At 39.9% G+C, this 13,623-nt stretch carries 11 protein-coding genes and 2 pseudogenes; 7 read left to right on the forward strand and 6 right to left on the reverse strand.

Annotation, left to right across the window (positions count from 1 at the left end):
* Positions 1 to 14 precede the first annotated feature (14 nt).
* The 3 genes from rapA to AC4CU3_RS16310 all read left to right on the forward strand — a co-directional run bounded on the left by rapA (position 15) and on the right by AC4CU3_RS16310 (position 4,232).
* Positions 15 to 2,852, forward strand: a complete 2,838-nt coding sequence (rapA, locus tag AC4CU3_RS16300; protein WP_178928760.1) for an RNA polymerase-associated protein RapA — start codon at positions 15 to 17, stop codon at positions 2,850 to 2,852.
* A gap of 160 nt (positions 2,853 to 3,012) precedes the next feature.
* Positions 3,013 to 3,279: a PAAR domain-containing protein gene (locus tag AC4CU3_RS16305; RefSeq protein ID WP_005399638.1), complete on the forward strand. Its 267-nt coding sequence runs from the start codon at positions 3,013 to 3,015 to the stop codon at positions 3,277 to 3,279.
* Positions 3,280 to 3,416: 137 nt separating this feature from the next.
* A complete protein-coding gene (locus tag AC4CU3_RS16310) occupies positions 3,417 to 4,232 on the forward strand; it encodes an alpha/beta fold hydrolase (RefSeq protein WP_178928761.1) in 816 nt (271 codons plus the stop codon).
* 38 nt (positions 4,233 to 4,270) lie between these two features.
* Here AC4CU3_RS16310 and fabR read toward each other — a convergent pair whose 3' ends face one another.
* Entirely contained in the window at positions 4,271 to 4,966 is a 696-nt protein-coding gene (gene fabR / locus AC4CU3_RS16315) for an HTH-type transcriptional repressor FabR (protein ID WP_004693528.1), read from the reverse strand.
* A gap of 140 nt (positions 4,967 to 5,106) precedes the next feature.
* Here fabR and AC4CU3_RS16320 point away from each other — a divergent pair, with 140 nt between their 5' ends.
* Both AC4CU3_RS16320 and AC4CU3_RS16325 read left to right on the forward strand, forming a co-directional pair.
* Complete coding sequence (locus AC4CU3_RS16320; protein WP_490738404.1) at positions 5,107 to 6,174, forward strand: ferredoxin reductase; 1,068 nt, start codon at positions 5,107 to 5,109, stop codon at positions 6,172 to 6,174.
* Positions 6,175 to 6,188: 14 nt separating this feature from the next.
* Positions 6,189 to 7,283 carry an acyl-CoA desaturase gene (locus tag AC4CU3_RS16325; RefSeq protein WP_178928763.1) on the forward strand — a complete coding sequence of 365 codons (1,095 nt, stop codon included), beginning with the start codon at positions 6,189 to 6,191 and terminating at the stop codon, positions 7,281 to 7,283.
* A 36-nt stretch (positions 7,284 to 7,319) separates the two neighbouring features.
* On the opposite strand, the gene AC4CU3_RS16330 is transcribed toward AC4CU3_RS16325, so the two are convergent.
* The 3 genes from AC4CU3_RS16330 to AC4CU3_RS16340 form a co-directional block, all read right to left on the reverse strand.
* The gene (locus tag AC4CU3_RS16330; RefSeq protein ID WP_058869474.1) at positions 7,320 to 7,520 is read right to left on the reverse strand and encodes a hypothetical protein; all 201 of its coding nucleotides are present in this window, start codon (positions 7,518 to 7,520) and stop codon (positions 7,320 to 7,322) included.
* 160 nt (positions 7,521 to 7,680) lie between these two features.
* Positions 7,681 to 8,337 (reverse strand): HAD-IB family hydrolase, encoded by a 657-nt coding sequence (locus tag AC4CU3_RS16335; RefSeq protein WP_178929026.1) that lies wholly within the window; start codon positions 8,335 to 8,337, stop codon positions 7,681 to 7,683.
* A complete protein-coding gene (locus AC4CU3_RS16340) occupies positions 8,304 to 9,509 on the reverse strand; it encodes a DUF1615 family protein (protein WP_087014302.1) in 1,206 nt (401 codons plus the stop codon). The genes AC4CU3_RS16335 and AC4CU3_RS16340 overlap by 34 nt, the downstream gene beginning before the upstream one ends.
* 416 nt (positions 9,510 to 9,925) lie before the next feature.
* Between AC4CU3_RS16340 and AC4CU3_RS16345 the strand changes: the two are divergent.
* A pseudogene (locus tag AC4CU3_RS16345) lies at positions 9,926 to 10,404 on the forward strand (type I restriction endonuclease); the annotation flags it as partial.
* Between the two features lie 53 nt (positions 10,405 to 10,457).
* Here AC4CU3_RS16345 and AC4CU3_RS16350 read toward each other — a convergent pair.
* Positions 10,458 to 11,390: an IS5 family transposase gene (locus tag AC4CU3_RS16350; RefSeq protein ID WP_081405714.1), complete on the reverse strand. Its 933-nt coding sequence runs from the start codon at positions 11,388 to 11,390 to the stop codon at positions 10,458 to 10,460.
* 118 nt (positions 11,391 to 11,508) lie between these two features.
* A protein-coding gene (locus AC4CU3_RS16355) for an IS3-like element ISAcsp5 family transposase (RefSeq protein ID WP_100228722.1) occupies positions 11,509 to 12,638 on the reverse strand; the annotation gives its coding sequence in 2 pieces (ribosomal slippage) (positions 11,509 to 12,386 and positions 12,386 to 12,638; 1,131 coding nt in all).
* Positions 12,639 to 12,726: 88 nt separating this feature from the next.
* Here AC4CU3_RS16355 and AC4CU3_RS16360 point away from each other — a divergent pair.
* A pseudogene (locus AC4CU3_RS16360) lies at positions 12,727 to 13,434 on the forward strand (type I restriction endonuclease); the annotation flags it as partial.
* Between the last annotated feature and the right edge of the window lie 189 nt (positions 13,435 to 13,623).

The raw sequence follows: 13,623 nt of genomic DNA on the forward strand, positions 1-13,623 counted from the left end.
ACTTGTAGATAAAGGTGGAAAAATTGCAGCAGTTTGCTATTGGTCAACGTTGGTTATCAGATACTGAAACGGAACTAGGTCTAGGAGTTCTTATTGATGTAGATGAGCGATCTGTCAGCATCTTATTCCCTAAAAGTGATGAAACACGTGTATATGCACGGAATAATGCACCTTTATCACGTATCATTTTTAACGTGAACGATGAATTACAAGATCAAGAAGGCACCAAGTGGACGGTTGAATCACATGAAGACCGTCATGGTGTGGTGCGTTATAACGTTGTTCGTCGCTTAGAAGATGGCACGGAAGAACGTAAATCACTGAATGAGACTCGCATTGGCGCTCAAATTCAGCTGTCTAAACCGCTTGATCGCTTATTGGCAAGCCAAATTGACTATAAAGAATGGTACGACTTACGTATTGAAGCGATGCTGATGCAAGCCAATATGAAGTCGAGTCCACTGCGTGGTATGGTTGGTTCACGTGTCGGTCTGATTCCTCATCAGCTGTATATTGCACACGAAGTGGGTCAACGTTTTGCACCCCGTGTCCTTTTAGCTGATGAAGTCGGCTTAGGTAAAACCATTGAAGCTGGATTGATCATCCATCAACAGCTTAAAACGGGCCGTTCAGAACGCATCCTAATTTTGGTACCCGATTCACTGCAATATCAGTGGATGATTGAAATGCGTCGTCGTTTCAATTTGAACTTCTCATTATTTGATTTAACCCGTACGGCTTCAATCAAAGAACATGATCCTGAACTGAATCCATTCCTGACTGAACAATGCATTATTGCGTCAATCGATTTGATGATTGATCATGATGACTTGCGTGAACAAGCCCTAGAAGCTGGTTTCGATCTATTGGTGGTCGATGAAGCACATCACTTGATGTGGAATGAAGAAGACGGTGGCAATGACCGCTATGACTTGATCGAAGAGTTAGCAGAAAAAACTCCGGGTGTTTTACTGTTAACGGCAACTCCAGAACAGCTGGGTGTGGAAAGTCACTTTGCACGTTTACGTTTACTTGACCCACAGCGTTTTAGTTCGCTGGATCGTTTCTTGGATGAAGAAACCCAGTATCAACAAACTGCAAAAATTGCTGAAGTACTGATGGCAGATATGCCACTTGAAGAAGGGCATTTAGCTGCATTAGAAGGTTTGCTAGGACATCGTATTGAAGATGCACCCGAACAACGTTTCCGTGCCATTCATGAGCTTTTAGACCGTCATGGTACAGGGCGTATTTTGTTCCGTAACACCCGTGAAGCCATTCAAGGCTTCCCAGGTCGTGACTGTCAGCCTGCACCTTTGCCTGCACCAGAAAACTGGTCTAAAGACGGTAAATTGCGTGAACAAATGTGGCCAGAAGAAGCGCAGCTTGACGGTGCGTGGATGGAAGCTGACCCGCGTGTCATGTGGCTCATGGAAAAACTACGTACAGACTTAAAACACAAAAAAGTGTTGCTTATTGCACGTACTGGTCCCGTGGTTGAAGCACTTGAAAACGTACTCCGTTTACATGCGGGTATTCGTACTGCAATGTTCCATGAAGGCATGAGTTTACTTGAGCGTGACCAAGCGTCAGCTTACTTTGCTGAAGAATCTTATGGTGCACAAATTTTACTGTGCTCTGAAATTGGTTCTGAAGGTCGTAACTTCCAGTTTGCATCAGATCTGATTTTATTTGATTTGCCTGCAAACCCAGATGTACTTGAACAACGTATTGGCCGTTTAGACCGTATTGGTCAAGAAAATCGGATTCAAATTCATGTGCCGTATTTGATTGGTACAGCGCAAGAACGTATGTTCCGTTGGTATAACGAAGCATTAAATATTTTTAGTAATATCTCGCCAACTGCGCAAACTTTACAAGAAAACTTTATTGTTGAATTGAAAGATTGTTTACTGACAGATCAAGGTCAGCAGTTAGATGACTTACTCGAAGCAGTTAGCGTGCAACGCGAAGCCTTAGAAGCAGAGTTACAATCAGGTCGCGACCGTTTGCTTGAATACAACTCTTGTCGTCCAATTGTGGCGCAAGAAATTGTACAAGCGCTTGAGTCTTATGATGACAACACTACTTTGCCAATGTTTATGAAGCGCTTTATGGCGTCGACAAATATTGATTTTGACGAACAAAGCAACGGTACAGTCATCATTAAACCAACCGATCAAATGCAAGTTCAAGGTTTAACCTTGGATGAAGAAGGTATGACTGCGACCTTCTACCGCGATCAAGCTCAGATACGTGAAGATGCTCAGTATTTAACTCTTGAACATCCATTTACTGAAAGCGTAATGGAAATGATCAATACTCAAGGTTTTGGTAGTACCAACGTTGCAGTGTTGAAGTCAGCGGCTTTACCACAAGGTTCTGTGTTGTTAGAAGTGTGGTTTAAGGTCGATGTGGTTGCACCGAAAGCATTGAATTTGCCTTCAAGCTTACCGCAGCAGCTGGTTCGCGTTTTGTTGAGTGAAAAGGGTCAAGACCTGTCGCAGAAAATTGCACCTGAAATTTTAAAACCGTACTTGCATCATTTGGATGGTAATAGCTGTCGTCAAGTTGTGAAAGCACGCCGTGAAGTGATTGAACAGCGTTATGTACAAGCATTAGAGCTTGCACGTGCGGCTTTACCAAGCTTTGTGCAACAGGCGAAAGAAGTCTACGGTAGCAAGTGGCAGTACGAAATTGACCGCCTGTCTTATTTAAAGCAGTTCAACCCTAGTATTCGTGAAGATGAAATTTCGCGCCTACAAAAACTGCAAAAAGAAGGTCTTGGTTTGCTCGATGGCCTATCGGTCACACCAGAAGCAATTCAAGTGATGGTTGTGGTTAAACCATAATTCGAATCGCTGTATGAAAAGCACCTTTGGGTGCTTTTTTAATGGATCCTTAAAAAAGAGATGTCTAAGTTGTATTTGAAAAGTAATTCATTGAAATTTTAAGCGCTTGCTTATGCTAGAATTTTCGCCATTAAAACTCTAATGTATCGAACAATAAATTATGTCTAAAGCTCTAGTAACAATGGGTTCAAAAACAACACATGGTGGCATCGTCACTGAGTGTGAAAACAGTTTTGTGATCAATGGTATTGCTGTGCATTTAAATGGAATGAAGCACTTTTGTCCAAAGTGTCGAATGGTGGTTTCTGCGATTGCAGCAGATCAGAGTACAACGGTCTTGGGACGTGCTGTGGTGATTGCAGGAGACAAAACCAACTGTGGCGCTACTTTTTTAGGCAATCAGAACTTAACTGTTTCTGCAAAGTGATCTCAGATCTATCCCAGAATATTTTTATAAATTGGCCGAAGTGATCAAAGTTCATGACTTAGGATTCATCCTGCGCCATTTCGTTTAGATTGAAAAACGATTATGGTAAAGATGCTATAAAAATAGATTTGAATGACATGAGCAAACCAGCCTTACACTTTACCCATGCAAATGGCATTCCCTCGGGCAGCTATCAAAAATTTTTCCAATTTTTAAATCAAGATTTTGATGTCAAAGCAATTCCGATGATTGGTCTAGATCCGCACTATCCTGTGGAATATCGCTGGGAAGCGTTGGTCGATCAAGTTATTTCGGATATTGAACAGCAGTTTCCACGGCAACAAGTGATTGGTTTAGGGCATTCTTTTGGCTCTTTACTCACACTTATGGCGGCCTATAAAAAACCACAGTTGTTTTGGCAAGTGATTATCATGGACCCACCGTTTGTGATTGGTTCAAAAGCCTTTTTATTTGAAGCGTTACAAAAGCTGGGATCGAAGTCCATTGAAAAACTCACCCCAGCTGCGGTGACCGTCAAACGTCGTGATCATTGGGAAAGTATTGAGCAGGCCAGTCAGGCGCTCAGACCGAATCGTATTTTTAAAGACTTTGATGAACAGTGTTTTGCGGACTTTATAGCGTGTGGTTTAAAAAGTGATTCGACTCGAAATGGGGTGACGCTAACCATTCCCAAACATACTGAAGCAGAGATCTTCAGAACAGTGCCTGCATGGTGGTGGCGTACCCCACGCAAAGCACCTGCTATGCCGATTCATGTGTTGACTGCAAAAGATAGCCATTTCTATAAGCAAGGTTTACCCCAAGGGATGAAAAAAACCTATGCGATCGACTATAGTGTGCTTGAAGGTGGGCATATGTTTCCGCTAGAACAACCGAAACAGACCGCAGAATTTGTGCACCAGCTCATTAAAGAGCAACAGCGAAACAAATAAGAAGATATTTCAGCGAATCTGTTGGGTGTAATCACAGATTAGCGAATCATCGCTTCATCCAAATGACGTGAACCTTCCAAAATCATGCGAATCATGATCATGGTTTGTTCAGCCATTTTTTTACGCTCTACGCTTGGCATATCAATCACTTTGGCACCCATATTGAAAACCAATTGGGTGATTGCCATGGACACCAATTCAGGGTGGAAGAGTTTGCTATTATTTAAACGTTCTAAACGAATTAAATCATCTTTGAGTTCTTGCTGGAAATAATTCAACTGTCTTTCGACCGCATTTTTATAAGATGCCGAACCCGTATATGCTTCACGTAATAGCAGGCTTAAGTTGCCATCATCCGCATCGAGTTGTTCAATAAAAACTTCGACTGAGCTACGAATAATACTTTCTTGGCGAATGGCCTTAATCCGTGCTTCATGCAAAATTTGGCGTAGCACAACACCTGCACGTTCAATCAACTCGATAGCCAGTTCATCGGTATCTTTAAAATGACGATAAAAACTATTCGGCGCAATCCCTGCTTCACGTGCGACTTCGCGCAAACTGAGGGATGCAATACTTTTTTCAGGACCAATCAAATTTAAAGCAGCTTGAAACAGTTCATCTTTTGTAATCGTTGCTTTTCGACCAACACTACGTGCAAGCACTGGTGCATGTTTTTTTGAAGCTTCATGCTCTGTGTTGGTTGTATGGGTTTGAATGGTGGTCGGTGTCATATTTATCAAGCAATTAAATCAATCGGTTCATTATAGCCCCACTGGTCGGCATTGTGAAACGAAACGAAACAATCAGAGTATATATACAAATATATATACATGTGTATAATAATTCAAAATCTATGGCGTGGTCCTTTACTATGCAGATCCTTAAAAAAACTAAATCTCCTTTAACTGAGTATGCTGAGAGTGTTATAGACCGACACACAGCTAACTTTTGGCTTCAAAAAATCAACCCACTTTGGTCGATACACCAAGCTTTGGGTAAAGTGGTAAAAAAAGAGCAAGTTGCACACGATATGGTGAGTTTAAGGCTGCAAACCAATCGTCATTTTCAAATAGGGCAAGCGGGACAACACCATCCTGTATATGTCGTGGTTCAAGGCGTACGTTATGAACGTACCTATAGTTTGACCCAGATTGATGCGCAACATGTCTTACTGAATGTAAAAATGGTAGACCAAGGCAAGGCAAGTCATTGGCTATGTGAGCAGGCTCAAATCGGCGATGTTTTAGAATTCGGTCAGCCTTATGGCGATATGCAATTGACTGTAAATGATCAACAGTTAATTTTACTCGCTGCGGGCAGTGGTATTACCCCCATGCTGAGTTTACTGAAACGTTTAGAAAAGACCGCTAAGCTTAAAAAGCAGCCTGTACATTTGATGTATTGGGTGAAAAAGCATACTGATGCTGCGTTCAAAGCATATTTTGAACAACTGGCAGAACAATACTCAAACTTCACATTTAGCATGTTTTATACCCAAGAGTCAGATGAAGGTGAGCGTTTAAATCAAAACCATGTGTCTGGACTGGATCAGATTGAAAAGGCAACGGTATATGCATGCGGCCCTTCAGGGTTTGTGGCTACGGTTGAGCAGCTTTTCGTTCATGCTAACACCTTAAAAACTGAAGCGTTTAGCATGAGTCCATTTGCAAATGATGATGTTGGTTTTGTGAATATTACCTTAACAAAGTCGAAGAAAATTTTAAGCATTCCCAAAGGTCAATCCATTCTTGCAAGTTTGGAACAGCAAAATGTGAAGCCTCAACATGGCTGCCGTATGGGAATCTGTAATAAATGTGCCTGCAACAAAGTTGAAGGTTCGACCAAAAACTTGGTTAATGGTGCACAAAATTCTGAACCTGGTAATTTTCTAAAAATTTGTGTCAACACGGCACAAACCGATCTTATTGTCGATTTATAAGGGGAATAAATACAATGAATATTCCTGTTAAAGTTGAATATTTTAAAAACCCGAAGAATCGTGAATTAACGACATTCGAGTTAGATGAGCTTGCACGTGAGCTAGATGCCATCAAGCAAGAAGTACTGGATGATATTGGCGAGAAAGATGCGCAATATATTCGTCGTGTCTATGCAACGGTGCGTTATGCGTCTATCGCAGGTCGTGTATGTTTGTTTGCCGGTTGGTTCCCACCTGCATGGGTGTTGGGCACGGGCTTGCTGAGTTTTGCCAAGATTATGGAAAACATGGAATTAGGTCATAACGTGATGCACGGTCAATATGACTGGATGAATGACCCTAAGTTTAATGGGCAAAACTATGAGTGGGACATCGTAGGTACAGCAGATAACTGGCGTCAGACCCATAACTACAAGCATCATACCTATACCAATATTAAAGGGATGGATGATGACATTGGCTATGGTCTGCTTCGATTATTCCCTGAACAACGTTGGAAACCGGGCTTTTTATTACAACCGATTTATAGCATTCCATTTTGTTTGTTGTTCCAATGGGGCGTTGCGATCCAAAACTTGGAATTAGGCAAATATTTCAAGGGGCGTAAAAGCAAAGCGCAGACTTTAGCTGAATGGAAACCTATGCAGCGCAAAATTGGTAAACAATTGTTTAAAGATTATGTGTTTTTCCCACTTATTGCAGGACCTGCGGCATTGCCTGTGTTTACAGGGAATTTGGTTGCAAATGGTATCCGTAATATGTGGACATTTAGTGTGATTTTCTGTGGTCACTTCACCAAAGATGTCGAAGTTTTTCCGAAAAAAGTACTGGAAAATGAAAGCCGTGGTCACTGGTACATGCGCCAAATTCGTGGTTCGTCGAATTTAACTGGTTCAGAAGCATTCCATATTTTGACGGGGCACTTAAGTCATCAAATTGAGCATCACTTATACCCAGACGTACCCGCGCGTCGTTACCGTAAAATGGCGCCGAAAGTACAAGCGGTTTGTGAAAAGTATGGCATTAACTATAACAATGCCAGTTTAGTCAAACAGTATGGTAGCGTCATCAAACGTATTGTGAAATATGCGTTTCCCTTTAAAAAGTAAGTAAAAAAGCCACTTCATTTGAAGTGGCTTTTTTTGTTATTTACTAAATTGACGTAATGTCTTTACCAGATGATGATAATCACCTTGTTTGGCGATATTGAGCACATGTTCGATTTCGTGTTTTAACCATTTTTGTTTTGAAGCATTAAAAGCGAACTGCGCCAATAATACAAAGGGGCTTTCACCGAATTTGATCGAAAGACCTTTGACATACTTGGGTGGAGATAACGGTTCCATACTGATGCCTTTTTATAATTTAAGTGGAATGGTTCTCAAAATATTTTTATTAGGCAAAATTTATCATAAATATATTTTTTGGTAAATACAACATGCTGAATTTTAATAATAAATATTTTTAAAAATTTAATATGGCTAATTATTAATCCGTGCTTAATAATTAACTTATTTGGCGCTGATTTGATGTATTTGACAAGTCAGGAAGACTTAAATCTGTCCCTACCAAGTAGCTAAAATCAGCCAAAGACAACATTTGTTTATCTTCAATGCTATTTCCATAAGCATAAACGGCATGGTAATTATCTAGCTCATATTTTTCTTGGATACGTTGAGCTTTGTACTCACAGCTACAGTCCGCAGTCAGATAGCGCCCTGTATAGCGTTGCTGGTCTTGTTCAACTTGGGTACAGATCAGATCGATTGAGAGGATTTCACACACATATTTTAAATAGATATCAATTGAAGCAGAGACCAAAACTATATCATCGCCCAAACTTTGGTGTTGCTTTAGTTGGCTATAAAGTGCTGGGTTAAGTCCTTTGATTAAGAGTTCTGCATAGCGTTTTGCATAAGCGTCAATTTCGCTCACTTCAGCTTGCTTAAACATCGCATGGAAGAGTTTAGAGCGCATATGATGGGCAGGATAAAAACCTAAATAATAACTTTGAATATAAGGCAGAACTTTTAAGCCTTGCAGGGCAATATGCCGTTTTGAATGTACATAGAAGATGAACCCCGTAAAACTGTCTTTGTCATACAGGGTGCCATCAAAGTCAAATAAGGCTAGATTTTTATGCGCTTTGCACGTTGCATGCATGTTTGATAACGTCCATTGACACGAGTGGCAAACCAGTTGGTATTATAGTCACGGCTGAGCTTTGGACCAGAAATGACAACTTCTGGCATCATGGCATAGAAAGGTTCTTTTTTAGTGACTTCTTGATAAAGCTTAGCCACAGCGCGATAGGTTGCTGTATCTTCAAATTTCTTCTCTTTCTCTTTTTTCAGGTCAGAGCGAATTTGACGTGGAGTAACCAAAATATTGTGCTGAGCGAAAACACTGATGAGTTCACGTTCTGATTGACTTTTTGCAGATTTAGGTGAGCCATCTTTGCCATAAAGTAGCAGGTCGCCGTCTAAATCCAGTTCTGCTTCGGTTAAGTCATTCAACATACTTTGGAAAGCGGCATTTCGACTTGAGTACATACCCGAGTTATAGTCAGCAAAACGGTAAAGCGGTTTGTCATAGTCAGCAGGGTACATCATCAGTCGGTGGATGCCGTAGTACAGACCACCATATTGGCTATAAAGGTCGGTACGTAGGTCAGCCATGCTGCCACCTTCACGTTTATTTTCTTTGGCATAACCGATATGCACTTGCATTGAACCCAACGTGGTAATTGGGTTCATTTTTTCGCCTACGTCCTGACCGACAAGTTTGGCTGCACCTGTGAGTGCACTAACGTGATAGTGCTTTGACATATAGTCAAAAATTTCACGGTACAGTTCATCCAGTTCGCGTTCTGTTTTAACGCGGCGCATTTGGCTTAAATAGTTATCTTCAGGACTCGGTTGCTCTTTTAAAACTTGTTGGAAATAGCCCGCAATCGTGCCACCGATAGCATCGCCGAGCTTATCTTTAAATTTTTCATCTAAACGATCTTGGACTTCTTTAACCGCTTTTTCACCTAAACCGTAAACTTGTGGGTCTGCAACAAAGTTAGACTCTTGATCAACCACGGCAATGATCGAACACATATTCTCTTTATTTTGAGGAATACCAAACTGCTCTGAAATATCGTATATATCTTCAGCCCATGAACGGCGGTCATTTACGCGTCCGGGAATGATGCGTGCGATTTGTTCAGCATTGAGCTTAGGCTCATCATCTGTCCACCATGAACGATCACCGCAGGCGGTTAAGCCTATAGATATGGCCAAGACACTTAGTGTTTTTAAACCAGAAGAAAGAAACAGCTTTTTATTCATAAACAGAGAACACATGATAAAAGGTGAGCCGAAACAGCAGGTGCAGTATACTATGTCGGTCGAAAAAGTGATGAATTTATATGTATATTGGTCGGTATCAACTGTCAAATCATTTGATTGTTGTTCCGATGGCAGGTGGGTTGGGTTATTAAGAAGAATGAATATTATTCAGTCTGTTATCTGTTTTATTATGACGGATGGCGCAAAATTAGTGTAATAGATTGAGGAGAACTTAACTTATGATTCTTCCATTTTTTGAACTTCTTTTTTAAATAAATCAAATAAAAAATAGTCCAACAAATAGACTGTAATGAAATTCTAAAAACAAATTTAAATTAATATTTGAAAAATAAAGTAAAAGGGTTAAGATCTAAAATTAGATCAAAAAATATACTTGCAATAATAATGAGGGGAATATGGAAAATTTTATTAATAGACTAAGAAGCCATATTGAGCATGTGAAAAAAGTAGGGGGCCACTGTACTACAGAAGAAACAACTAAACAGGCTTTAATCCTTCCTTTATTAGATATTTTAGGTTTTAGCCCTTATGATCCGACCAAGGTACTTGCAGAATTTGCAGCTGATTTTCCAGGTGTAAAGTCTACAGAAAGAGTTGATTATGCTCTTTACTGTAATGGCAACCTGTAATGTTCATTGAAGCAAAACCTTATGTTGCTAATTTAACGAATCATGCTCCGCAGCTATCTAGATATTTTAATAGTAGTTTAGGGGTGACGATTGGCGCGATCACAAATGGTAAAGAATGGAGATTTTTTACTGATTTAATTAATCCAAATGTGATGGATGATAAGCCATTTTTAACAGTTGATTTTACGAAGAATAAAGCCGAGGATTTGACACAGCTAGCTGAGTTTAAACATGATAATTTTCATGGGCTTTGTTGCACAAAGATTTGAAATGCAAAGCGCCCCTAATTGAGCTAAATTTAAGGCGTAACTTGGGTAAGTGGTCGACCTAATTCCGTAAATCTGTTAAGGACTGCTACACGTGCATGGATTTCATTCACTTGGCTATCAAAACTCCTTGCACTGAGTTTATCTCCTAATAATTTGATGCAATGCATCTTAGTTTCAACCAAACTTCGCCGATGATAGCCTGACCATTTTTTCCATAGTGTCCTGCCTAAACGTTTAATTGTTCGAAGTAATTCATTTCGCTCTAGCGAGCTACTCTTTGTATCTTTCCATGGTTTCGCATTTTTTCTAGGTGGAATCACCGCATGCCCTTGCCGATCTGCAATGACCTGACGGCATTGCTTGGTGTCATAAGCTCCATCGGTATAAACAGAGTCAATCCGCTCATCTTGTGGAATCTGATTAAGTAAATCACCAAGCACCTGTGAATCACTGACATTATTGGTTGTAAGCTGAACTGCTCGTATTTGTAGGGTTTTAGCATCTATACCAATATGAAGTTTACGCCATTGGCGACGATATTCAGGTCCATGTTTCTTGCGTTTCCATTCGCCCTCACCTAGAAACTTCATGCCTGTAGAGTCCATGAGTAGATGCAGCCCATCGCTACTTTTTTGGTAGCTGATTACAATATCAATATGCTTTTGTCTTCTACAAAGCGTGGTGTAATCTGGAGCTATCCAATTTAATCCGCAAAGTTTAATCAGACTTTGCACAAAGCCAGTGACCATACGTAAAGACAGACGGAATAAGGATTTAATCATTAAGCAGCATTGGATGGCTGCGTCGGAGTAGGTTTGATTTCGCCCTTGTTTGCCTTTTGATGGCGCATACCATTGCGTAGCAGGATCAAACCAAATGGCAATATTTCCGCGACTCATGAGTGCTCGGTTATATGCGGGCCAATTGGTTGTGCGGTAGATTTTGTGTGTAGGCTTCTTCATTTGAAAATTATATCGCTGAAAAACCCTTTACAGATAGGTTTGTGCAACTAATGTGGTTCCGTTAATTAGACCACTCAATTCAGTTTTATAAGTGATAAATCCGCTCTAAATATTTAAATTATGCTGCCATTACTTTTAGTAAATGTTGATCATAAAATTCATCCGGTGTTGCCTTATTCAAACTTGAATGAGGACGTATCGTGTTATAAAAATCCAAATATTCAGCAATTGATTGTTTCGCTTGTTTAACCGTATCGTAAGCCTTCAAATAGACTTCCTCATGCTTCAAGCTGCGCCATAACCGCTCAATCATCACATTATCCATCCATCGTCCTTTCCCATCCATACTGATACGGATATTTCGCAATTTTAACTCATTCAAAAATGCCTCGCTTGTGAATTGACTGCCTTGGTCTGTATTAAATACCTCTGGACAACCATATTTCACAATTGCTTCTTGCAACGCATCTATGCAAAAGTCTGTTTCCATACTGATCGATACTCGATGAGCCAGTACTTTACGACTATGCCAATCTATAATTGCACACAGATAGACAAAGCCTTTAGCCATAGGAATGTACGTGATATCTGTACACCAGACTTGATTAGAGTGATCGATGACCATGTTTTTCAACAGATATGGGAAAATACGGTGTGCAAGATTAGGCTTACTGGTATTGGGTTTTGGATACAAAGCATGTATTCCCATCAAGCGCATTAAACGTCGGACTTTACGCCGACCTATTTGATGCCCTTGACGCTGTAGCATATCTCGTATCATTCGACTGCCCATAAATGGGTAGTCGAGATGAATTTCATCGATTAGACGCATCAAACTCAAATCAGTTGATGAAATCTCTTTGGGCTTGTAATACAACGTACTGCGATTGATTTGAATCAATTGCGATTGTTGTCGTACCGAAAGTTGATGGGTCTTATCGATCATTTTTTGCCGCTCAGCTGCCCTATTTTTCTGAGCGCACCTTCTAAAAAATCAATTTGCAATGCCTGATGTCCTATCTTGGCATGTAAAGCTTTGAGGTCAATCTCAGGTTCTTGTTGTGCTGTTGGTCGTGAAAAAATATTGATTGATTGCTCAAGCAGTTGATTTTTCCAATCGATGATTTGGTTTTGATGTAAATCGAATTGAGTAGAAAGTTCAGCGAGTGTGTGGTCGCCTTTAATTGCTGCGAGAGCAACTTTAACTTTAAACTCTGCTGAATGATTACGACGTTTTCTTCGTGTCATGGTTGACTCCAAAAACAAGCATTTCCCATGCTTATTGGGGAGTAGATTATCACTTATAGACGTGGTCTAAAATCCTAGAACCACATCACAACAAAGCCATTTTCATGTAGAAAAGCTACGCTTTTTTGCTGAAGAAAATCAATATATCCAGCAGTTTAAAACTGTAATAAAAAGAAGTATTAATGAAGTTGATATTGATTTTGTTCGCTATGTGGCTCAACAAGCAAGTATTCCTCGTCAATTAAATACTAAATTTTTAGAGTCAATTCAGCCTTTTGTAAAACAAGCTGTTGAGCAGTCAATTAGTGACACCGTTGTTAAAGGACTATCTTCTCCTACAATTATTACTGCCCAGCCAGTTGAACAAAAAGTAGAGGAGACTATTGAGATTGTGTCCGAAAGCTCAACGCTAGCTGACATTGTTAATTCTGAAAATGAAAGAATTGTGACTACTGTTGATGAACAGGAATTAAGTCGTATTGTGATAGAGCTCTTTCCTGAAGTTGAGTTGGTTGCTAAAGATACAGAAAGCTATTTTAGCGTGCTGTTTCAGAATAAAAATAATCGCTGGTTATTTAGATATGATGTAAATCGTAAGAGACCAACCATTCAGTTTGCAGTAGCAATTGATGACTATCGAAAAAAAGAGTTAGAGCGGGCAGAATTGGAAGTGCAAAATAACGGTCAAGTTTTTTTAGATAAACCTGAACACATATATAGAGCCGTAGGCATTTTAAAAGATTGCTTGGATTACTGTAGTAATGATGACAACTTTAAAAGAGCATCTAATTCCTAATAGAAAGCCACTTTATAAGTGGCTTTTTCATATTACAATAAAACTCCACACTTAAGATGTAGGATAGGCCTTACTTTGTCATTACAAGTCATCCTTAGCCAGAGGCTCGATAACAAGCCTCAAAAGCTTATCAAAGAGTAGGCTTTTTTATTTGTGCTATAGTTTAATTGTTACTTAGCAGGCAGAACA

This window comes from Acinetobacter sp. 802_lipA (genome assembly GCF_058242885.1).

Excerpts from the sequence above, each read along its gene's own strand:
- AC4CU3_RS16305 (WP_005399638.1), top strand. The coding sequence starts at position 3,013 with ATGTCTAAAGCTCTAGTAACAATGGGTTCAAAAACAACACATGGTGGC.
- AC4CU3_RS16310 (WP_178928761.1), top strand. The coding sequence starts at position 3,417 with ATGAGCAAACCAGCCTTACACTTTACCCATGCAAATGGCATTCCCTCG.
- fabR (WP_004693528.1), bottom strand. The coding sequence starts at position 4,966 with ATGACACCGACCACCATTCAAACCCATACAACCAACACAGAGCATGAA.
- AC4CU3_RS16320 (WP_490738404.1), top strand. The coding sequence starts at position 5,107 with ATGCAGATCCTTAAAAAAACTAAATCTCCTTTAACTGAGTATGCTGAG.
- AC4CU3_RS16325 (WP_178928763.1), top strand. The coding sequence starts at position 6,189 with ATGAATATTCCTGTTAAAGTTGAATATTTTAAAAACCCGAAGAATCGT.
- AC4CU3_RS16330 (WP_058869474.1), bottom strand. The coding sequence starts at position 7,520 with ATGGAACCGTTATCTCCACCCAAGTATGTCAAAGGTCTTTCGATCAAA.
- AC4CU3_RS16335 (WP_178929026.1), bottom strand. The coding sequence starts at position 8,337 with ATGCATGCAACGTGCAAAGCGCATAAAAATCTAGCCTTATTTGACTTT.
- AC4CU3_RS16340 (WP_087014302.1), bottom strand. The coding sequence starts at position 9,509 with ATGAATAAAAAGCTGTTTCTTTCTTCTGGTTTAAAAACACTAAGTGTC.
- AC4CU3_RS16350 (WP_081405714.1), bottom strand. The coding sequence starts at position 11,390 with ATGAAGAAGCCTACACACAAAATCTACCGCACAACCAATTGGCCCGCA.